Source organism: Mesorhizobium sp. M1A.T.Ca.IN.004.03.1.1, from assembly GCF_003997555.1.
GTDB lineage: Bacteria > Pseudomonadota > Alphaproteobacteria > Rhizobiales > Rhizobiaceae > Mesorhizobium.
Map to the genome: position 1 here is coordinate 553,421 of NZ_RZTV01000001.1, position 19,851 is coordinate 573,271.

General features: G+C 64.7%; 18 protein-coding genes. 16 read left to right on the forward strand and 2 right to left on the reverse strand.

The window, feature by feature from the left end:
* The first annotated feature begins 17 nt into the window (after nucleotides 1-17).
* The 3 genes from nirB to EOD29_RS02600 are packed head-to-tail and all read left to right on the forward strand — an operon-like array spanning nucleotide 18 to nucleotide 5,529.
* Entirely contained in the window at nucleotides 18-2,468 is a 2,451-nt protein-coding gene (nirB, locus tag EOD29_RS02590) for a nitrite reductase large subunit NirB (RefSeq protein WP_127245849.1), read from the forward strand.
* 58 nt (nucleotides 2,469-2,526) lie between these two features.
* A complete protein-coding gene (gene nirD / locus EOD29_RS02595) occupies nucleotides 2,527-2,856 on the forward strand; it encodes a nitrite reductase small subunit NirD (protein WP_095824989.1) in 330 nt (109 codons plus the stop codon).
* 3 nt (nucleotides 2,857-2,859) lie between these two features.
* A complete protein-coding gene (locus tag EOD29_RS02600; RefSeq protein ID WP_127245850.1) occupies nucleotides 2,860-5,529 on the forward strand; it encodes a nitrate reductase in 2,670 nt (889 codons plus the stop codon).
* A 16-nt stretch (nucleotides 5,530-5,545) separates the two neighbouring features.
* Here EOD29_RS02600 and EOD29_RS02605 read toward each other — a convergent pair whose 3' ends face one another.
* Both EOD29_RS02605 and EOD29_RS02610 read right to left on the reverse strand, forming a co-directional pair.
* Nucleotides 5,546-6,763, reverse strand: coding sequence for an FAD-dependent oxidoreductase (locus tag EOD29_RS02605; RefSeq protein WP_127245851.1), 1,218 nt, complete (start codon nucleotides 6,761-6,763; stop codon nucleotides 5,546-5,548).
* Between the two features lie 15 nt (nucleotides 6,764-6,778).
* Complete coding sequence (locus EOD29_RS02610; protein ID WP_095824992.1) at nucleotides 6,779-7,543, reverse strand: aldolase/citrate lyase family protein; 765 nt, start codon at nucleotides 7,541-7,543, stop codon at nucleotides 6,779-6,781.
* A 104-nt stretch (nucleotides 7,544-7,647) separates the two neighbouring features.
* Here EOD29_RS02610 and EOD29_RS02615 point away from each other — a divergent pair, with 104 nt between their 5' ends.
* From EOD29_RS02615 to EOD29_RS02675, 13 genes are all read left to right on the forward strand, one after another.
* Complete coding sequence (locus EOD29_RS02615; RefSeq protein ID WP_127245852.1) at nucleotides 7,648-8,538, forward strand: 2-hydroxy-3-oxopropionate reductase; 891 nt, start codon at nucleotides 7,648-7,650, stop codon at nucleotides 8,536-8,538.
* Nucleotides 8,539-8,541: 3 nt separating this feature from the next.
* The gene (locus EOD29_RS02620) at nucleotides 8,542-9,354 is read left to right on the forward strand and encodes a shikimate dehydrogenase (protein ID WP_067328798.1); all 813 of its coding nucleotides are present in this window, start codon (nucleotides 8,542-8,544) and stop codon (nucleotides 9,352-9,354) included.
* Nucleotides 9,347-10,153 (forward strand): SDR family oxidoreductase, encoded by an 807-nt coding sequence (locus EOD29_RS02625; protein ID WP_127245853.1) that lies wholly within the window; start codon nucleotides 9,347-9,349, stop codon nucleotides 10,151-10,153. The genes EOD29_RS02620 and EOD29_RS02625 overlap by 8 nt, the downstream gene beginning before the upstream one ends.
* Nucleotides 10,154-10,166: 13 nt before the next feature.
* Nucleotides 10,167-10,514 (forward strand): RidA family protein, encoded by a 348-nt coding sequence (locus EOD29_RS02630; RefSeq protein WP_127241747.1) that lies wholly within the window; start codon nucleotides 10,167-10,169, stop codon nucleotides 10,512-10,514.
* Between the two features lie 76 nt (nucleotides 10,515-10,590).
* A complete protein-coding gene (locus EOD29_RS02635) occupies nucleotides 10,591-11,379 on the forward strand; it encodes a FadR/GntR family transcriptional regulator (RefSeq protein ID WP_164746953.1) in 789 nt (262 codons plus the stop codon).
* A 267-nt stretch (nucleotides 11,380-11,646) separates the two neighbouring features.
* Entirely contained in the window at nucleotides 11,647-12,357 is a 711-nt protein-coding gene (locus tag EOD29_RS02640) for an SDR family oxidoreductase (protein ID WP_127245854.1), read from the forward strand.
* Between the two features lie 11 nt (nucleotides 12,358-12,368).
* Entirely contained in the window at nucleotides 12,369-13,118 is a 750-nt protein-coding gene (locus EOD29_RS02645; RefSeq protein ID WP_095802281.1) for an SDR family oxidoreductase, read from the forward strand.
* A gap of 83 nt (nucleotides 13,119-13,201) precedes the next feature.
* Nucleotides 13,202-14,149 carry a LysR substrate-binding domain-containing protein gene (locus EOD29_RS02650; RefSeq protein ID WP_127245855.1) on the forward strand — a complete coding sequence of 316 codons (948 nt, stop codon included), beginning with the start codon at nucleotides 13,202-13,204 and terminating at the stop codon, nucleotides 14,147-14,149.
* 87 nt (nucleotides 14,150-14,236) lie between these two features.
* Nucleotides 14,237-15,271, forward strand: coding sequence for an amino acid ABC transporter substrate-binding protein (locus EOD29_RS02655; RefSeq protein ID WP_127245856.1), 1,035 nt, complete (start codon nucleotides 14,237-14,239; stop codon nucleotides 15,269-15,271).
* A gap of 77 nt (nucleotides 15,272-15,348) precedes the next feature.
* Nucleotides 15,349-16,515, forward strand: a complete 1,167-nt coding sequence (locus EOD29_RS02660) for an ABC transporter permease subunit (protein WP_245322400.1) — start codon at nucleotides 15,349-15,351, stop codon at nucleotides 16,513-16,515.
* 3 nt (nucleotides 16,516-16,518) lie between these two features.
* Nucleotides 16,519-17,598, forward strand: coding sequence for an amino acid ABC transporter permease (locus tag EOD29_RS02665; RefSeq protein ID WP_127245857.1), 1,080 nt, complete (start codon nucleotides 16,519-16,521; stop codon nucleotides 17,596-17,598).
* A gap of 13 nt (nucleotides 17,599-17,611) precedes the next feature.
* The gene (locus EOD29_RS02670; protein ID WP_127245858.1) at nucleotides 17,612-18,367 is read left to right on the forward strand and encodes an amino acid ABC transporter ATP-binding protein; all 756 of its coding nucleotides are present in this window, start codon (nucleotides 17,612-17,614) and stop codon (nucleotides 18,365-18,367) included.
* 53 nt (nucleotides 18,368-18,420) lie between these two features.
* Nucleotides 18,421-19,827 carry an FAD-binding oxidoreductase gene (locus EOD29_RS02675; protein ID WP_127245859.1) on the forward strand — a complete coding sequence of 469 codons (1,407 nt, stop codon included), beginning with the start codon at nucleotides 18,421-18,423 and terminating at the stop codon, nucleotides 19,825-19,827.
* Nucleotides 19,828-19,851: the final 24 nt, after the last annotated feature.

Genomic DNA, 19,851 nt, shown 5'->3' on the forward strand with positions numbered 1-19,851 from the left:
ATCGAGGCTGACCGGACATGAGCGAGAAACTCGTCATCATCGGCAACGGCATGGCCCCCGGCAGGATGCTCGAGCACCTGCTGGAAGCCGCACCCGACCGCTACGCCGTCACCATCTTCAACGCCGAGCCGCGCGTGAATTACGACCGCATCATGCTGTCGCCGGTGCTTTCGGGCGAGAAGGAGTTCGAGGAAATCGTCATCCATGGGGACGGCTGGTACATCAAGCACGGCATCACCCTCTACAAGGGCCACAGGATCGTCGCCATCGACCGCGAAGCGAGGACCGTCACCTCGGACCACGGCGTGACCGAAGGCTACGACAGGCTGATCATCGCCACCGGCTCGGTGCCGTTCATCATCCCGGTGCCGGGCAAGGACTTGCCGGGCGTGCTCAGCTACCGCGATCTCGACGACGTCAACGCCATGCTGCTTGCCGCGCAGTCGCGCGCCAAGGCGATCGTCATCGGCGGCGGCTTGCTCGGCCTTGAAGCGGCGGCCGGGCTTAAAGAGCGCGGCATGGACGTGACCGTCCTCCACGTCATGCCGACACTGATGGAGCGCCAGCTCGATCCGGCTGCCGGCTACCTGCTGCAGAAGGCCGTCGAGGCGCGCGGCATCAAGGTCATGATCAAGGCCAACACCAAGGCCATTGTCGGCAATGGCAAGGTCGAGGGCGTCGAACTCATGGACGGCACGATCATTCCGGCGACGCTGGTCGTGATGGCGGTCGGCATCCGCCCGAATATCGCGCTGGCCAAGGACGCAGGGCTGGAAGTCAATCGCGGCATCGTCGTCGACGACCGCATGCAGACATCCGATCCGGCGATCATGGCGCTCGGCGAATGCGCCGAGGTCGGCGGCCATGTCTACGGGTTGGTCGCGCCCCTCTACGAGATGGCCCGAGTGGCGGCAGCCGGGCTGGCGAACGGCGAGGACAGGCGCTTCGTCCATTCCGACACGCCGACCAAGCTCAAGGTCACCGGCATCGACCTTTATTCGCTCGGCGACTTTGCCGATGGCGACGACCGCGAGGAGATCATCCTGCGCGACGCATCGGCCGGCATCTACAAGCGGGTCGTGCTGCAGGACAACCGCATCATCGGCACGGTGCTGTTCGGCGAGACCGGCGACGGCGCCTGGTTCAACGATTTGAAGAAGAAGGCGACCGACATCTCGGAGATGCGCGACACGCTGATCTTCGGCCAGGCATTCCAGGGAGGCGCTTCCTCGGACCCTTTGGCGGCCGTTGCGGCACTGGCGGATGATGCGGAAATCTGCGGCTGCAACGGCGTCTGCAAGGGCAAGATCACCGGCGCGATCACCGGCAAAGGGCTGACCGGGCTCGACGACGTGCGCGCCCACACCAAGGCCTCGGCTTCGTGCGGCTCGTGCACGGGTCTCGTCGAACAACTCCTGAAACTCACGCTGGGCGAGGCCTACAATCCGGCGGCCGTGCAGCCCATGTGCGGCTGCACGAGCCTCGGTCATGACGACGTGCGGCGCCTGATCAAGGCGAAGGGGTTGAAAACGATACCGGCCATCATGCAGGAGCTCGAATGGAAGACCTCCTGCGGCTGCGCGAAGTGCCGGCCCGCGCTCAACTACTATCTGGTCTGCGATTGGCCGGACCAATATGCCGACGACTATCAGTCGCGCTTCATCAACGAGCGTGTGCACGCCAATATCCAGAAGGACGGCACCTATTCGGTCGTGCCGCGCATGTGGGGCGGCGTCACCAGCGCGAGCGAATTGCGCGCCATCGCCGACGTGGTCGATAAGTTCGGCATCCCGACCGTGAAGGTGACCGGCGGCCAGCGCATCGACATGCTTGGCATCCGCAAGGAGGACCTGCCTGCGGTGTGGGCCGATCTCGGCAAGGCTGGCTTCGTCTCAGGTCATGCCTATGCCAAGGGCCTGCGCACGGTCAAAACCTGCGTCGGCTCCGACTGGTGCCGCTTCGGCACCCAGGATTCGACGGGGCTGGGCATCCGCATCGAGAAGTTCATGTGGGGCTCCTGGACCCCAGCCAAGGTGAAGATGGCGGTCTCGGGATGCCCGCGCAATTGCGCCGAAGCGACCTGCAAGGATGTCGGCGTGGTCTGCGTCGACTCTGGCTACGAGATCCACTTCGCTGGCGCCGCCGGCCTCGACATCAAGGGCACCGAAGTGCTCGGCCTGGTGAAGACCGAGGACGAAGCGCTGGAGGTGATCGTGGCGCTTGTCCAGATGTATCGCGAGCAGGCCCGCTACCTCGAGCGCATCTACAAATGGGCCAAGCGCGTCGGTACCGCCGAGATCAAAAAGCAGGTCCTGGATGACGTGGAGAAGCGCCGCGCCTACTTCGAGCGCTTCGTCTTTTCGCAGAAATTCGCTCAGGTCGACCCGTGGTCCGAACGCGTCTCCGGCAAGGACAAGCACGAGTTCCGGCCGCTGGCCTCGGTCGGGTTCGCCGAGGCGGCCGAGTGATGGAGAAGTTCGCGCCATCCTGGACGCTCGCCTATCAAGCAAACACGGGAGTGTCCCAATGAACTGGATCGCAATCGGCTCCGTTTCCGACGTCCCTCGCCGCGGCGCGCGTTGCGTGGCCACCCCGCAAGGCAAGATCGCCGTTTTCCGCACCGCGGATGACCAGGTCTTCGCCATCGAAGACCATTGCCCGCACAAAGGCGGGCCGCTCAGCCAGGGCATCGTCCATGGCGCGGCGGTGACCTGCCCGCTGCACAATTGGGTGATCTCGCTGGAGACCGGCAAGGCGCTCGGCGCCGACGAAGGCTCGGTTAGGACGATCCCGGTCAGGATCGAAGGCGAACGGCTGTTCATTGCGCTCGAAGCGTTGGCCTCGAAAGCAGCCTGAGCCATGGAAGAAGCACGCGAGGTGAGGACCACCTGCCCCTATTGTGGGGTGGGGTGCGGCGTGGTGGCCGAGATCGCCGCGGGTGGCAAGGCAACCGTCCGCGGCGATCCCGAGCACCCGGCCAATTTCGGCCGCCTTTGCTCTAAGGGTGCCGCGCTTGCCGAGACGCTCGGCCTCGATGGCCGCTTGCTTCAGCCGGAAATCCAAGGCAGGCAGACGAGTTGGGACGAAGCGCTCGACCTCGTCGCCGCGAAATTCTCGGACGCGATTGCCGAGCATGGGCCGGACTCGGTCGCCTTCTATGTCTCCGGCCAGTTGCTTACCGAAGATTACTACGTCGCCAACAAGCTGATGAAAGGCTTCATCGGCTCGGGCAATATCGATACCAATTCGCGGCTGTGCATGGCGTCGTCGGTCGCCGGCCACCGCCGCGCTTTCGGCGAGGACATCGTTCCCGGTGTCTATGAGGATTTCGAGCACGCCGATCTGATCGTGCTCACCGGCTCCAACACCGCATGGTGCCACCCCGTGCTCTACCAGCGCATGCTCGCGGCGCAGCGCGAACGCGGAACCAGGATCGTCGTCATCGATCCGCGCCGCACCGCCACGGCCGACGAATGCGACCTGCACCTGGCGCTTGATCCGGGCACGGACGTGCTCTTGTTCAACGGCCTTCTGGCGCATCTCGTCCAGAGCGGAAAGATCGACGCGGATTTCATCCGCACCAGCACATCGGGCTTCGAAGCCGCTGCCGCGCTGGCCGGTGCCGATGCGCCGTCGGTCGCGCGCGTCGCAAAAGGCTGCGGGCTGGTGGCCACGGATGTCCAGGCCTTTTATGAGATCTTCGCCGGCACCGAACGGACGGTCACCGTCTACAGCCAGGGCGTCAACCAGTCGGCACATGGAACCGACAAGGTCAGCGCCATCCTCAACTGCCACCTCGCCACCGGCCGCATTGGCAAGCCAGGCATGGGGCCGTTCTCGGTCACGGGCCAGCCGAACGCCATGGGCGGCCGCGAGGTGGGGGGCCTCGCCAACCAACTTGCCGCGCACATGGACTTCGCGGATCAGGCCGCTGTCGAGCGGGTCTCCCGCTTCTGGAAGGCGCCCGGAATCGCGCGACGCGGCGGGCTGAAGGCCGTGGACATGTTCCAGGCGGTTGCCGACGGCCGCATCAAGGCGCTGTGGATCATGGGCACTAATCCCGCGGTGAGCATGCCGGACGCGTCGCGCGTGCGCGCCGCCCTGTCCAAATGCGATTTCGTCGCGGTTTCGGATGTGACCCGCACCGACACCACGCGCTATGCCGACGTGCTGCTGCCCGCCGCTGCCTGGGGCGAGAAGGACGGCACGGTCACAAATTCGGAACGGCGCCTCTCGCGTCAGCGGCCGTTCATGCGGTCGCCGGGCGACGTGAAAGCCGATTGGCGCATCATCTGCGAGGTCGCCGCGCGCATGGGCTTCGGCGATGCTTTTGCCTACCAGACCCCGGCCGAAATCTTCCGCGAGCATGCCGCGCTCTCGGCTTTCGAGAACAATGGGGGGCGCCTGTTCGATCTCGGCGGCCTGGCGGATATGAGCGATGCGGGCTATGCCGGCTTCGCGCCGCGCCACTGGCCGACACCAGAACGGCGCGAGTACCAGACGAGATTGTTTGCCGACGGTCGTTTCCCGACACCGGACGGCCGTGCGCGTTTCGTGCCGGTGCGGCAGGAGGCGACGGCGTTCACAGTCGATGCGGACTATCCGCTTGCCCTGAACACGGGCCGGCTGCGCGACCAATGGCACACCATGACGCGTACCGGCACCGTGCCGCGCCTGATGGCCAACGCGCCCGAACCGGCGGTCGACCTCAATCCGGCGGATGCAGCCGCGCACCAGCTCAAGGATGGCGACCTTGCCCATCTGTCGACGCGCTTCGGCTTCGTGCGCGCGAGAGTACGTGTGACCAACGCGCAGCGGCGCGGCCATGCCTTCATGCCCATGCATTGGAGCGGCCAGTTCGCGGCCAGGGCCGCCGCCGGCCTGCTGTCCTCGCCTGTTACCGACCCGCATTCCGGCCAGCCGGAACTGAAGCATGTCCCAGCCAGAATCGTGCGCGAAAACACTGGATGGGCCGGCGTGCTCATCACGCGGCGCAATCTCAGGCCGACGGGTTTCGTCCACTGGAGCCGCTACACGGTCGAAGGCGGCTGGGTCTACGAACTGACGGGGACCGAGCCACCGGACCAGGGCATTCTTCTGGCGCGCAAGCTGCTCGGCGTCCAACGGCAGGATCAACTGCTCGAATACACCGACCGCCGCGGGCTCGCTTATCGCGCCGCTGCGATCGACGAAGGCGGCGCCATGGCTGAGGCCGTGCTCGTCGCGGCTCCAGACCAGTTGCCGACGCGCGACTGGCTGATCTCGCTGCTGGCCACGCGCCAGCCGCTGTCGGCAGGCGATCGCCATGCGCTTCTTTCCGGGCGTTCACCAGCGCCGATGCCCGCCATCGGGCGGGTCGTGTGCTCATGCTTCCACATCGGCGTCAACCAGCTCGCTTCGGCGGTCGCTGCGGGCTGCGACAGTCTGGAGGCGATCGGGTCGACGCTGCGCGCCGGCACCAACTGCGGTTCGTGCCGCTCGGAGATAAGGGCGATCATCGACGCCCGGCACGTTCAGGCCGCCGAGTGAAATTCTCCCGAACCGTTCAGATCACCGCTTCTTCCAGGAACGGTTCATTGCGCGGGATGCGCTCGTAACAGAACGGTGAAAGGTCCAGCGTCTGGAAGGCGCCGTGCACGATGAGCTCCGACACCGCCCGGCCGACCGCCGGCGACTGCTGCAGGCCGTGCCCTGAGAAGCCGTTGGCGAACATGAAGTTCTTCACCTCCGGGTGAAAGCCGACGATGCCGTTGTGGTCGAGCATGTTGTATTCGTAGTGGCCGGTCCAACTGGTCTGGACCTTGAGCGCGTCGAAGCCCGGAATGCGGTGCCACAGCGCCGGCCAGATATAGTCGTCGAACTCCTCGAAATGCATTTCGAAATCGTCGTAATCGGCCGGCCCGTCGCCCTGCGGCGTGTTGCCGGTAAGGAAGAGCTCGCCTTCCGGGCGCACGAAAGTGCCGGAAAGGTCGATGACGTTGGGCATTCGCCCAGGGATCGGGTTGGCGCTGGCGAAGACGAAGCTGTAGCGCTTGTACGGGGCTACCGGGATGGAAAGGCCGGCCATGGCAGCGACCTGCTGCGCTCGCGGGCCGGCGGCGTTGACCAGGGTTCCGCAAGCGACTGTCTCGCCGGTCGCCAGCCGAGCGGAGACAACCCGCCCATCGACGACATCCAGTCCGGTCACGGCATTGTCGATGTACTCGACCCCGCTGGCGCGGGCGGCGCGGCGGAAGCCGTTCAACATGCCCATGGAATCGAACCAGCCCTCTTCGCGCGCACCCCACGAACCGCCGCCGAGGTCGTCGACATTCAGCCAGGGGAAGCGTTCCTTCAGCGGACCCGGCTCGAGGAAGACGGTGTGGGCGCCGAGGCTGCGCTGCAGCTCGACCCGCTCCTTGGCCGCCTCCACGCCTTCCGGCGAGCAGCAATAGAGATATCCGTGCTCCTTGAAGCCGAGATCGGGCGCCGGCTCGTTCGTGTAGAAGGGCGCCATCCGCTCCTGGAAACCGCGGATGATCTCGATGCCGAACTGGCTGATCTTCACATTGATCGGATTGGAATATTGCTGGCGGATGGCGCTGGTGGAGAGCGCCGTCGAGGAGAATTCGTAGCTGGAGTCGCGCTCGACCACGAGGATCGAGGCGCCGCTGCCCAGCGCTTGGCTCAGCCAATATGCCGTCGACGAGCCGATGACGGCACCGCCGACGATGACGATGTCGTAGGCGTAGCGCGAGGGTGCTTTGTAAGGGGGGATCGCCACGGCCGTCTCCCGAGTCTAGAGGTTGAAGGACGCAATCAGGGCGTCCGAGCCCCGCGCCAGCAGGCCGAGGTCGGAACCGACGGCAACCATGGTGAAGCCGTCGGCGAGATAACGGTCGGCGTCGGCCTTCACGGGAGCCAAAATCCCGCTCGCCTTGCCTGCCGCGGCCGAGGCCTTGCGCACGGAAGCGATCGCTTCCTGCACATGCGCAGCGCCGGGATTGCCCATCGCACCCATATTCGTGGAAAGATCGCCGGGCCCGACAAACAGAACGTCCACGCCTTCCACCGCTGCGATCTCAGCCGCATTGGCGACGCCGGCCGCGTCCTCGATCTGCACGGCCAACAGCTGCTGCTCGCGCGCTTTCGCATGATACCCGGCGATACGGCCGAAGGCGTTGGCGCGATGGCCGACCGAGAAGCCGCGGAAGCCGCCCGGAGCATAGGTCATCGCCGCGACGATTGCGCGCGCCTGGTCCGGCGTGCGCACATTCGGAATCATCAGGCTGCGGGCACCGACATCCAGGGCCTGCTTCATCAGGTTGGGATCGTCGGACGGCAGGCGCACCACCGCCTCGCACGGAAATGCCGCCGCGACCTGAAGCTGCGCCATGATGCTGCGCAGATCGTTGGGGCTGTGCTCGCCGTCGATCAGCAGCCAGCCCGCTCCGGAACCAGCCACCACTTCTGTGGTCAGCGCTGAAGCCAGCGAGCACCAGATGCCGATATGAGGCCGGCCGGCCTTAACGGCCGCCTTCAGCGAATTGACGCGCTCTTGCATTTGCGATCGGTCTCCAGTGGAAGAGGCATTGAAATTTGTATGATGTCCTATATCATACGCCTCCATTGAGCTGCAAGACGCTCTGGCGAGCACGGGAGTTGCGCATGAAAATCGGTTTCATCGGACTTGGCGTCATGGGCGCGCCGATGGCGCGGCATCTTGCCGATGCCGAGCACGAGATCGTCACGGTGCTCAATCGCTCTCCTCTGCCTGCCGATCTGAAAGCGTCGGTGCTGGCTTCCCCGGCGGAAGTGGTGCGGGTTTGCGAAATCATCATCACCATGCTGCCCGATACGCCCGACGTGGAGCGCGTCCTGCTCGGGCCGGGTGGCGTGCTCGAAGGGATTTCAGCCGGCAAGCTGGTCATCGACATGAGCTCGATCAGCCCGATCGCCACCGCGCAATTCGCGGCGAAGTTCAGGGAAGCGGGAGGCGGCTTCCTCGACGCACCGGTCTCCGGCGGCGAGGTCGGCGCAAAAGCGGCGAGTCTCACCATCATGGTCGGCGGGCCGGCTGCCGAATTCGAGCGCGCGCTGCCCATCTTCGAAAAGCTCGGCAAGAATATCACCCTGATCGGCGAGAAGAACGGCGCCGGCCAGACCTGCAAGATAGCCAACCAGATCATCGTCGCGCTCAACATAGAAGCCGTTGCCGAAGCGCTTGTTTTTGCCAGCAAAGCGGGCTGCGATCCGGCGAAGGTCCGAAGCGCGCTGATGGGCGGCTTCGCCTCGTCCCGCGTGCTCGAAGTGCATGGCGAGCGCATGATCGCCCGCACCTTCGCGCCGGGCTTCCGCATCCGCTTGCACCAGAAGGATCTCAACCTCGCGCTCGAAAGCGCCCGCGCGCTTGGAGCCGCCCTGCCGAGCACGGCGCTGTCGCAGCAACTGATGAATGCCTGTGCGGCCCGCCCGGGCGGCGCGGAAGCAGACCACTCGTCGCTCGTCCGGGCTCTCGAGGTCCTGAGCGATCATGAACTGTCAAACGGAAAGGAATAACCGATGCGCGGAACCGGCAAGGCCGATGTCTTCGTCATGCTGGCCCATCCCGTGGGCCACGCGAAAAGCCCTGGCATCTTCAACGAGATCTTCGAGCAGAAGGGGCTCGACAGCCTGATGGTGCCGCTGAGCTGCCGTCCGGAAGACTTCGATACTTTCTGGGCCGGCATCACGGCGGCGGAGAACATCCGCGGCGTCATCATCTCGGTGCCCTATAAGGTCCCGGTCTACCACAAATGCGCCGCCGCCCACGATCGCGCCGCGCGCGTGCAGAGCGCGAATTCCGTGCGCCGGCAGGCGGACGGCACCTGGTATGCCGACAATTTCGACGGCGTCGGCTTCATCGACGGCTTGAAGGCCGGCGGACACCGGATTGCCGGCCGGCGCATCCTCCAGGTCGGCGCAGGCGGTGCGGGCGCATCGCTGACCTACTGCCTCGCCGAGGAAGGCGCGACGGAGATCCGCCTCGCCGACATCGACAGGGAACGCGCGCAAAAGCTCGCTTCGCTGGTCAGCAGGTCGTTCCCCGATTGCCGCATCGAGGTCGGCGAACCCGATCCGTCCGGAATGGACATGGCGATCAACGCGACGCCCTCCGGGCTGAAGGCCGGCGATCCGCTGCCGATGGATGTGAACAAGCTGACGCCGGAGATGACCGTGGTCGACATCATCATGGAGCCGGCCGAAACGGCCCTGCTCAAGGCGGCGAAAGAGATCGGCTGCCGCATCCAGCCCGGACGCCCGATGATGGACTTCCAGGTCGAGGCCATGGCCGCATTCTTCGACATCGAGCGAAAGGAGCGCCACAATGGCTGAGGCTTCGACCGCGGTCGTCATCGGCGGCACGTCCGGGATCGGCCGCGCTATTGCGGAGCGCTTCGCCGAGGAAGGCTACCAGGTGGTCGTCGCCGGCCGGGACGCGAGCCGCGGCAAGGAAGCCGCCGAGGCCTGCGAGAGCGCCGGCGCCCCACGCGCCGTGTTTGTCCAGACCGATGTCGGCGATCCCGATTCCGTCGAGGCGCTGGCGCAAGACGTCAGCAATGCGTTCGGCACCCCTCATGTCGTGGTCAACTGCGCCGGCATCCTGCAGAGCGGCAAGCATGTGCTCGACCAGGACCTCACCGAAGACGAGCAGATGTGGCGGATCAACTATCGCGGCACGCTGCTTGGCTGCCAGTTGTTCGGCCGGCTGATGTCGGCCGCCGGACGCGGCGCGATCCTCAATGTCGGCTCGCTCGCCTCCTTCGCGCCGCTGTCGCTTCCGGCCTACACGCCCGGAAAGCATGCGGTGCTGGCGCTCACCCAGATCCTGGCTGCCGAACTCGGCCCGCATGGAGTCCGTGTGAACGCCGTAGCGCCGGGCTATACCCTCTCCGACGGGCTGAAGGCCAGGATCGCCAAGGGCGAACGCAACCCGGAAGCGATCCAGGCCACCACCGCGCTGCGCCGCTTCGTCGAGCCGCGCGATGTCGCCGAGGCGGCGCTGTTCCTCTGCTCCGACCGTGCCGCCTCGATCACCGGCGTTACGCTGCCCGTCGATGCCGGCTGGCTCGTCCAGGCGCCGTACGCGCAGTACCTGCAGGGCAACCCCATCCGGCAGACGCCGGCAATCTGACGAGGAAGAACCAGTGGGCGATATCCAGCGCTTCGACTTCGACACCCGCATCCATCATGGCGTCATCCACAACGGCACGCTCTACCTGACCGGCCAGGTTGCCAGGCCGGGCCAACCGGCGGCCGACCAGATGCGCGAGGTGCTCGCCAAGATCGATGCGCTGCTCGCCGCGGCAGGCACCGACAAGACCCGCATCCTCCACGTCCAGATGTGGCTGGACGACGTGCGGGATTTCGACGAGGTCAATGCGGTCTGGGACGCCTGGATGCCGAAAGAGCATGCGCCGGCACGCTCTTCCGGCGAGGGGCGGATGGCCAAGCCCGGCATGCTGGTCGAACTGATCGTCACCGCGGCGGTTTGAATGGTCTCGCCGGTTCGGGCATCATCCCGAATCTGAACTTGAACGGCCCTAGTCTGGACTTGAACGGAAGGCCTGAATGACGAAGCGCAAGCCGCTTTCCACCCTCGTGGCGGAGAGCCTGGCAAAAAAAATCCGCTCCGGTGAGTTGCAGCCGGGCGCGCAACTGCCGACCGAGGCGGAGCTTTGCGCCGAATACGATGTCAGCCGCACCGTCGTGCGCGAAGCCGTGGCGCGGCTGCGCTCCGAGGGCATGGTGGTGCCGCAGCAGGGACGCGGCATGTTCGTCAGCGAAACGCCCGTGCCGCGCAATTTCTCGATCCCGGACGAGGCGCTGAGAACCTTGCCGGAAACCATCGCCTTGCTCGAGCTCAGGTTGAGCGTCGAAGTCGAATCCGCCGGGCTATGCGCCGAACGCCGCACCGACAAGGAGGCGAGCGACATCCGTGCCATGATGGATGACATCGACGCGCAGCAGGCGGACCCGGCAGCCGTCCAGATCCACTACGACTACGATTTCCACCTCGCGATCGCCAAAGCCGCGCGCAACGAATTCATCCATGGCTTCCTGGCCTATCTCGGACCGATGATCGTGCCGCGCTTCCAGCTCGGCTACGTCGTCGAGCCAGCGCTGAAGGACAGCTATTACGCGCGCATCCACAGCGAGCACAAAGCCATCGTCGATGCCATCGAACGACAGGACGGCGGCAAGGCTCGCCAGGCCATGCGCAAGCATCTGCACAACAGCCTCGGGCGCGTTCGAGCCCTGGCGCGGGCTTCCGGAGTCGAGGCGACCGACGCGGAGCAAAAGGCCGCCGCAGCCTCGCTCTTCACCGAAATGAAAAGGCCTGCACCAACGGCCGGTTAAGGCCGGGACGGGTTCGATCCTTCGCGTGAGCACCGAATGCGACTTGCCGCGCGTTGCGAAAGCCGTGTTTTTGTTCCACCGGCGACCGGAAACCCTCTCCCGCGCGCCGACGGGATTGTTTTCCTTTGGTTCGCAGCGTTGGAGGCCGCGCAGGCAGCGTGGAACGTTTGAGCTGCCGGAAAGGCTCTCGAAAGTTTATCTTTCCTTTTTGCTGCTTTTCTTGGTTTCGCGGCACCGGTCGAGGCCGCAGCAATAGGGGAAGCCCACGTGACGACAGCCTTCATCACAGGTGCGACGAGCGGCATTGGGCGAGCCATCGCCATCGCGTTGAGCGACGCCGGCTACGACGTCTATGCGGTCGGTCGCAGCCAGGCGGCGCTGAAAGAACTGCAGGCCGAGCGTCCTGGCATCCTGCCGATCGCCGTTGACGTTACCGACCGCGAGGCTTTGGAATCGGTCCTGGCCGATCTCACAATCGATGTACTGATCAACAACGCCGGCATCATGCCGCCGCTCGGCAATTTCGCCGACATGACGATCGCAGACATCGACACCACGTTGGAGGTGAACCTCAGCGCGGCGATCCTGCTCACCCGCCTCGTCGTGCCGCAGATGCGCGAGCGCCAGTCCGGCCACATCTTGTTCACCGGCTCCACCGCCGGCCACGCGGCCTATTCCAACATCGCCGTCTATTCGGCCACCAAGGCGGCGATCTCCGGCTTTGCCGCTGCCTTGCGCGCCGACCTCTCGCCGTCCGGCATACGCGTCACCGAGATCGTCGCCGGTCGCGTCGAGACGCAGCTCTACAAAGGCATCCTCGACGCCGACGCCCGGGCGGCGATGTACGCCGGAAAAGTAGTGCAGCCGGACGACGTGGGCAGGATGGTCGTCGCTGTGCTGGCGCTCCCCGCATGGGCCGACGTTACCCGTTTCGACATCATGCCGACCTGGCCGACCTCGCCCAGCGGCACCAAGTAAGGAAAACTGCGATGAAGGATCTTTCCGTTCTGATCGTCGGCGGCGGCGCCGGCCTTGGCGCCCTTCTCGCCCGCATGGCTGTGGAGGCCGGGGCGGCAAAGATCGCCATCATCGACATCAACCAGGAAGCCGCTGAGAGCGCTCTCGACGCGGCGAAAGCCAAGGGCCTGCCCACGGCTGCCGCAGCTTGCGACATCCAGGTCGGACCGCAGTGTCACGCCGCCTTCGACGCCATTGTCGCGAAGCTCGGGCGCGTCGACACGCTGATCAATTGCGCCGCGATCTATCCTCGGCGTCCGCTCCTCGAGATCACCGACGCCGAGTGGGACGCCTCCAACGGCATCAACATCAAGGGCACGTACCACATGATGGTGGCGGCCGTTCGCCACATGCAGTCGCAAGAGCCAAAAGCGCATGTGCGTGGAAGGATCGTAAACCTCACTTCCGTCGACGCCTTCAAGGCGCATCCGCAGAACGCCCATTATGCGGCGACCAAGGCCGCCGTCGTCAGCCTCACGCGCTCCTTTGCCCATCACGTCGCCAAGGACGGGATTTTGGTGAATTCCGTCGCGCCCGCCGGCATGGCCACCGAGAAGGCCAAGGCGCTCGGTTTTCTCGAGGAATTGACCAAGGCAAGCCCGCTCGGCCGCGGCGCCGAGCCGACCGAGATCGCCGAGTGGGTGCTCATGACCGGCGGCCCGAAGAACACCTATATGACCGGTGAAAACGTAATCGTCTCAGGCGGTTACATCTACGCCTGAATCGGTTTTCATAAGCCGGCGGCGTCTGAAATCCAGCAGTGCATGATCAACGGAGTCTCGAACGAAAGGAGGCGGACCTCACGATGACCGGCAAGCTTCGCCTTCCTTCGCTCAATGCGCTTCGCGTCTTCCACGCCGTCGCACAGCACAAGAGCTTCCGGCAGGCCGCCGACGAGCTCCTGGTGACGCCGCAAGCCGTCGGCCAGCAGATCAAGCTCCTGGAAGACACGCTGCAGGTGACGCTGTTCGAGCGCAAGGGGCGCTCGATCGAACTGACTGAGTCGGCGATCCTGCTCTCGCACTATGTCAAAGCCGGCTTCGACGAATTTTCCGAAGGCGTTCGCCGCGTCACCAAATCGAACTACCGGGACCGCATCAATCTTAATGCCAGCCCCTACTTCGCAACGCACTATCTGCTGCCCAGTCTTTCATTGTTCCGCGAGATCCTGCCGGGCGCTGATCTGCGCCTGACGACGATGGTCGACCTGCCCGATTTCGGGCGTGACGACATCGATATGACGGTGCAGTGGGGCTATGGCAACTGGCCGGACTACGAGACCACGCTGCTGGTGCCGGACCCGAAGATCATATGCTGCACCCCGGCGATCGGCGAGAAGATCAAGTCGGCGCAGGACCTGACGCGGTTCACGCTCCTCGACACCGTCAAGTCGAAGCGGCTGTGGCCCGACATATTGCGGCACCTCGGAGTGGAACTGGCTGAGGGCGACCGCAGCATCGGGTTCGATGACGCCGCCACCATGCGCCGTGCGACGCTCCAAGGCATCGGTGTCGGCCTGGTTTCCGTCATCGATGCCGAGGAGGACTTCAGGTCGGGCGCGCTGGTCGCGCCACTTGGCCGTGACGCCCTCTCGGACATGAAGCCGGAAGAAGTCCCCGGCTTCTACCTCGTCATGCCGCGCGGGCATCTGCGCGTGAAGGCGGTGGCCGCCCTGCATCGCTGGCTCGTCCAGCAGGATTGGGGCAGCGACCTCAAGCTTTCTCTGCCGAAACCGACACCGCTCTCCGATTAGGAGCGGCTTCGCGACCGAGGGCCGAAGCGCGTGTTTCGGGCCTCCAACAACAAGAACAAGTGAACCTCAACAGTGGAGACAACAAACATGAAAATGAGGAAATGGGGGGCCGCAGCCATGGCCCTTGGCCTGGTTCATTTTGCGGCGCCTGCCGAGGCGGCGGGCGGCAAGACGCTGGAAACGGTGAAGGCGCGCGGCTTGCTCAACTGCACGGGCCATGACGGCTCCTATCTCGGCTTCGCCGAGGTAGACGACAAGGGCAACTGGAAGGGCATGGACATCGACCTCTGCAAGGCGGTGGCGACCGCCGTGCTCGGCGACCCGGCCAAGCTGAAGATCGTCCCGATCAGCTGGGCGCAGCGCTGGCCGTCGCTGCAGTCGGGGGACGTCGACATCATCATCAAGGCGTCGGGCGGCACGCTCAGCCGAGATACCGAGCTCGGCCTGCAATTCTCGATGTCCTATTACCTCGGAACGACCAAGGTGATGGCGCATAAGGAGCTCAATCTGAAGTCGCTCAAGGACGCCGATGGCGGCTCGATCTGCATCCCCGCGGGGACGACCATCGAGCAGCAGGTCGCGGCTTATGCGCAGAAGGTCGGGATCAAGCTGGAGCCTGTCGTCATCGAAAAGACGGAAGAGCTCGAGCAAGCATACTTTTCGGGGCGCTGCGACATGTATGCCCAGTGGGGGCCAGTTCTCGCAATCGCGCGTGTCGCCAAGGGCAAGGTCGACGACCACGTGATCCTGCCCGACGTGCTCGCCGTCGAACCCGAGGTCATGATCGTGCGGCAAGGCGACGACAACTGGGTCGACGTCGCCAACTGGACGCTCTCGGCCCTGCTCTTCGCCGAGCAGGAAGGCATCACATCCAAAAATGTCGATGAGATCAAGGCCAAGCCCACGTCGCCGGCAGTTGCCAAGTTCCTGGGTGCCGCGCCAGGCATGGGCAAGGGTCTCGGACTTCCTGACGACTGGGCTTACAACGTGATCAAGAAGGTTGGCAACTACGGCGAGATCTTCGATCGCGATCTCGGCAAGGAGTCGCCCTACAAGATGGATCGCGAGCTCACCAACCTGTGGAACAATGGCGGCGTCCTGTTCCCGCTGGTGATCGACTGACTCCACCTCTTAACGCAGCTCGCTCTGAGCTCCGCCTGGCACCGCCAGGCGGAGCCGGCGACAATTCGGGGACGACCATGATGGTCAGCCTGCTAAGAAATCAGAGGGTCCGCAATACGCTTTTACAGGTTCTTTATGTCGGCTCGCTTGCTGCGATGATCCTTGCCTGCGTGATGATTGCCCGGCGGAACCTGGCGCAGCAAGGCATCACCTCCGGCTTCGACTTCCTGTTCAAGTCGACGGGCTGGGATGTCAACTTCTCGCTGCTGCCCGCCACCGCCAACGACCCCTACTGGTGGTTCTTCCTCATCGGGGTCATCAACACGCTATTCCTGGGATGCACCGGGCTGATCCTGGCGACGATCGTCGGCACCATCGTCGGCCTGGCGCGGACTTCCTCGAACGAACTGGCGCGGCTGCTTGGCCGCACCTATGTCGACATCTTCCGCAACATCCCGCTGATCCTCCAGGTCTTCTTCTGGTACGCCGTCATCACGCATCTGCCGACGCCACGCGCCGCGCACGAGGCCTTCGGCATGCTGCTGACCAGCCGCGGCCTCTATGTGCCGGTCCCCAATGTCGGCGGCGTCGCGTTTGCGGCAGCTTTCCTTGCTGTAATCGCCGCGATCGCGCTGCCGGTTTGGCTGGGCCGGACCACGCGCCTCAGCCAACCGCCCGGCGAGCGGCTCGGCATTCAACTGACCGCGGCCGCGACGGCACTGGCCAGCGCAGTCATTGTCCTTGCGCTAGGTCGCCTGCCGGACCTGCCGCTGCTCGACTTCCCTGCCCTGCAAGGTCTCAATCTCAAGGGTGGCCTGCGCATCCCTCCCGAATTTTCCGCTTTGGCCATCGCGATCGCCATCTATGGCGGCTCCTATATCGCCGAGATCGTGCGTGGCGGCTTCAAGGCCGTCGGGAAGGGCCAGATGGAGGCCGCACTTTCGCTGGGGCTGAGCCCCTGGCGCGTGTTCACGCTGGTGCGGCTGCCGCTGGCGCTGCGTGCCATGCTGCCGATCCTCGCGAACCAGTATGTCTGGCTGATGAAGGCGACGACAATGGGCATTGCGGTGGGCTTCACCGACTTCTTCATGATCGTGGCGCTGACCATCAACCACTCCGGCCAGACGCTGGAAGCGATCGGTATCCTGATGGCAGGGTTCCTGGCGATCAATCTCAGCCTGGCCGCCGTGTTCAACCGCATCAACAAAACCATTGCCCTCAAGGGCAATCAGTTGAGGGGGTGAGTGATGGAGATGGTAATTGTCGCTCCCCCTGCCCCTGGCAAGCTCGAAGACGTGAGGCGCCGTTTCTTCGCCACGCCGCTGCAGGCGCTGTTGTCGCTGATATCCCTGACGATCATGGCTTTTGTCCTCTGGAAGCTGCTGAACTGGGCGGTGTTCTCAGCGGTGTTCACCACCAGCGGCGGGCCCGAGGCCTGCCAGGCGGCGGCAGGAGCCTGCTGGTCGGTCATTGCCGCCAGGTGGCGCATCATCCTTTTCGGCCTCTATCCCTTCGAGGAGCAATGGCGCTCGGCCTTGGCCTGTGTGGCCGTCGTGGTCATGACCGTGCTGAGCTGCATTCCGGCCTTTTGGACCGGCAGCCGCATCGCGCTCGTCTGGGGCGCCGGATCGGCGCTCTACTATGTGCTGATGAAAGGCGGCGTGTTCGGCCTTCCCTATGTCGGCGAGGAAGCCTGGGGCGGGCTGGCGCTCACCCTTTTCATCTTCGTCACCACCTGCCTGATCGGCTTCCCGCTGGCGATCTGCCTGGCTCTCTTGCGCCGCTCGGAGCTGCCCTGGATATCCAGGACCACGGGCCTGATCATCGACGGAGTGCGCTCGCTGCCGCTGATCTCTATTCTCTTCACCTTTGCCGTCGTGCTGCCCTTCGCGCTGCCGCAATGGATGGCAGGCGACAAGCTGTATAGGGTCATTCTCGGCTCGGCCCTGTTCTTCTCGGCCTATCAGGCCGAGATCGTGCGCGGCGGCATGCAGGGCGTTCCGAAGGGCCAGGAGGAAGCCGCCATGGCGCTGGGCATGAGCTACTGGCAGCGCATCGGCCGCATCCTCCTGCCGCAGGCCATGCGCAACGCGCTGCCGGCGACGATCAACCAGTTCGTCATCTCGTTCAAGGAAACCTCGCTGGTGGTTATCGTCGGTTTCTTCGAGATCCTCGCCTCCGGCAATGCCGCCTACGGCACCGGCGAATGGCGCTTCGCCTATGTCGAGGTCTATGCCTTCATTGCGTTGATCTATTTCGTCTTCGTCTTCAGCCTGTCCCGCTACGGTGCTTACCTCGAGCGCCGCATGTCGGTCGGCGAACGGTAAGGAGGCGCGCAAAGTGATTTCGACGCAGTCATCCGGCGCCGCGGTTCATATCGAGAACCTGGACAAATACTACGGCTCTTTCCACGCGCTGCGGAACATAAACCTTTCCGTGAAGCGCGGAGAAAAGATCGTCGTCTGCGGCCCCTCGGGCTCCGGCAAGTCGACCATGATCCGCTGCATCAATCGGCTCGAGCAGCACAATGGCGGGCGCATCACCGTGCTCGGCACCGAGATCAACGACGATGTCGGCAACATTGACGGGATCAGGCGCGAAGTCGGCATGGTGTTCCAGCACTTCAACCTGTTCCCGCACATGACTGTGCTGGAGAACTGCATGATCGCACCGATGATCGTGCGCAAGCGACCGCGCGCCGAGGCCGAGGCGACCGCCCGGCGCTATCTGGAGAAGGTCCGCATTCCCGAGCAGGCGACGAAGTTTCCCGAACAGCTCTCCGGCGGCCAGCAGCAGCGGGTGGCGATTGCGCGCGCGCTTTGCATGCAGCCGCAGCTCATGCTGTTCGACGAGCCGACGTCGGCGCTCGACCCGGAAATGATCGCCGAAGTGCTGGACGTCATGGTGACCCTTGCTTCGGACGGCATGACGATGATCTGTGTCACGCACGAGATGGGCTTCGCGCGCCGCGTCGGCGACCGCGTCATTTTCATGGACAGCGGCGAAATCGTCGAGGAGGCGCCGCCGGAGCAGTTCTTCACCTCTTGCCGGAACGAGCGCACCCGGCAATTCTTGTCGCAGGTGCTGGGTCATTGAGCCAGGCGCCGCTGCTGTCTATACGCGGCGTGCCACACATCGCAGGTATCGCAATGACCGACCCCGTGACCGCTTTGCGCGAGATTCTCGGACCGAAAGGCTGGCTTTCGGGCACCGACGCCGAGCCTTATCAGCGCGACTGGCTGAACCGCTATGGCGTCGCGCCTTTGGGCGTTGCCAGGCCCGCAAACACGGCCGAAGTTGCAGCAGTCGTCAAGGCATGCCGGATGGCGGGCTTGGCCGTGATTCCGCAAGGCGGAAACACCGGCCTATGCGGCGGCGCCGTCGCCGATCGGGCGAGCGCGGTGATCGTCTCGCTTTCGCGCATGACGGCAATAGGCGAACCGGATCCGGAGAGCGGGTCGATTGCGGTTGACGCGGGCGTTGTGCTCGCCGCGTTGCACGACGTGCTGGAGCCGCATGGCCTGATGTTCCCGATGCATCTCGGCGCCGAAGGCAGCGCCAGGATCGGCGGCCTGATCGGCACCAATGCCGGCGGCAGCCAGGCGTTTCGCTATGGCATGATGCAGGACCTTGTGCTCGGCCTCGAAATCGTGACCCCGGACGGCGCGATGTGGGACGGCCTTCGCGCGGTGCAGAAGGACAATGCCGGCTATCAGCTGCGCAAGCTGTTCTGCGGTGCCGAAGGCACGCTCGGCATCGTCACGCGCGCTGTCCTCAGGCTCTATCCCACCCCAAAACAACAGGCGAGCGCGCTTCTGGTAATGTCCGACTTCGCCGCGGCCGTTTCCTTCGGCACCTATCTGCGCGGCGAGGCCGGCGAGTTCCTTGCCGGGCTCGAATTCTTCTCCGATGTCGGCCTGACGCTGGCGCTCAAGCATCTGCCTGATCTCGCCTACCAGCTGGAAACACGAGGCGACGTCTACCTGCTCGTCGAACTGGCGTCAGGTTCGGCGCGCGTTCCGCTGGACGAGATCCTCGCTTCGGCACTGGAATGGGGTATGGAGGAAGGTCTGGTCGTGGATGGCGCGCTGGCCAACTCGGGCGCCCAGCGGGCGCAATTCTGGCGGCTGCGCGAGGAACAACCCGAGGGGCAGCGGCTGGAAGGCGAACAGTTGAAGCACGACATCTCGGTGCCGCCGGGCGCCATCGCCCGCTTCATCGAGACCGGCGCCGAGATTTGCGACGACATCCTGCCCGGCGTGCGGATCAACCCATTCGGGCATCTCGGCGACGGCAACATCCACTACAATCTGTCGCCGCCGGAAGGCCGCGCCGATTTCGACGGCAAGGCGGGACAATTTGCCGAGGCGCTGGCTGCGCTCGCTACCGAGATGGGGGGCAGCTTCGCGGCGGAACATGGGCTTGGGCGCGCCAAGATCGCCATGGCCGAGCGGAATCGCAGTTCTGTGGAGCGGGAACTCATGGCGCGGCTGAAGGGCGCGTTCGACCCGCAGGGCACGATGAATCCCGGCGTCCTGGTTCGAATTGCAGAATAAAGAAAAACTTTCGAATGGATCGCA

Excerpts from the sequence above, each read along its gene's own strand:
- EOD29_RS02655 (WP_127245856.1), top strand. The coding sequence starts at position 14,237 with ATGAAAATGAGGAAATGGGGGGCCGCAGCCATGGCCCTTGGCCTGGTT.
- EOD29_RS02665 (WP_127245857.1), top strand. The coding sequence starts at position 16,519 with ATGGAGATGGTAATTGTCGCTCCCCCTGCCCCTGGCAAGCTCGAAGAC.
- EOD29_RS02615 (WP_127245852.1), top strand. The coding sequence starts at position 7,648 with ATGAAAATCGGTTTCATCGGACTTGGCGTCATGGGCGCGCCGATGGCG.
- nirB (WP_127245849.1), top strand. The coding sequence starts at position 18 with ATGAGCGAGAAACTCGTCATCATCGGCAACGGCATGGCCCCCGGCAGG.
- EOD29_RS02645 (WP_095802281.1), top strand. The coding sequence starts at position 12,369 with ATGAAGGATCTTTCCGTTCTGATCGTCGGCGGCGGCGCCGGCCTTGGC.
- EOD29_RS02660 (WP_245322400.1), top strand. The coding sequence starts at position 15,349 with ATGATGGTCAGCCTGCTAAGAAATCAGAGGGTCCGCAATACGCTTTTA.
- EOD29_RS02620 (WP_067328798.1), top strand. The coding sequence starts at position 8,542 with ATGCGCGGAACCGGCAAGGCCGATGTCTTCGTCATGCTGGCCCATCCC.
- EOD29_RS02600 (WP_127245850.1), top strand. The coding sequence starts at position 2,860 with ATGGAAGAAGCACGCGAGGTGAGGACCACCTGCCCCTATTGTGGGGTG.
- EOD29_RS02625 (WP_127245853.1), top strand. The coding sequence starts at position 9,347 with ATGGCTGAGGCTTCGACCGCGGTCGTCATCGGCGGCACGTCCGGGATC.
- EOD29_RS02675 (WP_127245859.1), top strand. The coding sequence starts at position 18,421 with ATGACCGACCCCGTGACCGCTTTGCGCGAGATTCTCGGACCGAAAGGC.
- EOD29_RS02635 (WP_164746953.1), top strand. The coding sequence starts at position 10,591 with ATGACGAAGCGCAAGCCGCTTTCCACCCTCGTGGCGGAGAGCCTGGCA.
- nirD (WP_095824989.1), top strand. The coding sequence starts at position 2,527 with ATGAACTGGATCGCAATCGGCTCCGTTTCCGACGTCCCTCGCCGCGGC.
- EOD29_RS02650 (WP_127245855.1), top strand. The coding sequence starts at position 13,202 with ATGACCGGCAAGCTTCGCCTTCCTTCGCTCAATGCGCTTCGCGTCTTC.
- EOD29_RS02610 (WP_095824992.1), bottom strand. The coding sequence starts at position 7,543 with ATGCAAGAGCGCGTCAATTCGCTGAAGGCGGCCGTTAAGGCCGGCCGG.